The organism is Pseudomonas sp. xss_2 (genome assembly GCF_043104195.1).
Lineage (GTDB): Bacteria > Pseudomonadota > Gammaproteobacteria > Pseudomonadales > Pseudomonadaceae > Aquipseudomonas > Aquipseudomonas urmiensis.
This window is the reverse complement of record NZ_JBICKL010000024.1, coordinates 1-419: the sequence shown is the minus strand read 5'-3', so window position 1 is coordinate 419 and position 419 is coordinate 1. Positions and strand designations below refer to the sequence as shown.

Annotated in this window: 1 protein-coding gene; it reads right to left on the bottom strand. The window is 65.6% G+C overall.

The window, feature by feature from the left end:
• The coding region (locus ACF8K2_RS03530; RefSeq protein ID WP_392463492.1) for an isochorismatase family protein at positions 1 to 419 on the bottom strand (419 nt) is incomplete at both ends.

Here is a 419-nt window from a genome sequence, read left to right as displayed (position 1 = left end):
TGCGGTAGTCCGGGATGTGGTTGGAGCACAGCGCGGCCAGGCCTTCGACGTCGTTGCGCCAGTCGCGGTGCAGCTCGCAGGCCACCCCGAACCAGGTCATCAGCTGGGCGCCAGCACGGCTCATGCGGTCGTGGGCGGCGTCGCGGGTCATCTCGTTGAAGGTGCCGGAGGCATCGGTCACCACGAACACTTCGAACTCTTCTTCCAGGGCCGCCAGCGCTGGGAAGGCCACGCACACTTCAGTCACCACACCGGCGATGATCAGCTGCTTCTTGCCAGTGGCCTTGACTGCCTTGACGAAGTCTTCGTTGTCCCAGGCGTTGATCTGGCCTGGGCGGGCGATGTACGGCGCATCCGGGAACAGCGCTTTCAGCTCCGGCACCAGCGGGCCGTTGGGGCCTTGCTCGAAGCTGGTGGTG